1 rRNA gene is annotated in these 228 nt (G+C 51.3%); it reads left to right on the top strand.

The features are described from left to right. Positions 1 to 170, top strand: a 16S ribosomal RNA gene (locus tag BHE89_RS03385); the annotation flags it as partial. Positions 171 to 228: the final 58 nt, after the last annotated feature.

Genomic DNA, 228 nt, shown 5'->3' with positions numbered 1-228 from the left:
AATACGTTCCCGGGCCTTGTACACACCGCCCGTCACACCATGGGAGTGGGTTGCAAAAGAAGTAGGTAGCTTAACCTTCGGGAGGGCGCTTACCACTTTGTGATTCATGACTGGGGTGAAGTCGTAACAAGGTAACCGTAGGGGGAACCTGCGGTTGGATCACCTCCTTACCTAAGAGATACGTGTTATGTGCAGTGCTCACACAGATTGTCTGATGAAGAACGAGCA

Origin of the sequence: Shigella sp. FC1967 (assembly GCF_001743005.1) — a bacterium.
Lineage (GTDB): Bacteria > Pseudomonadota > Gammaproteobacteria > Enterobacterales > Enterobacteriaceae > Proteus.
This window is presented reverse-complemented; position numbering and strand designations above follow the sequence as displayed.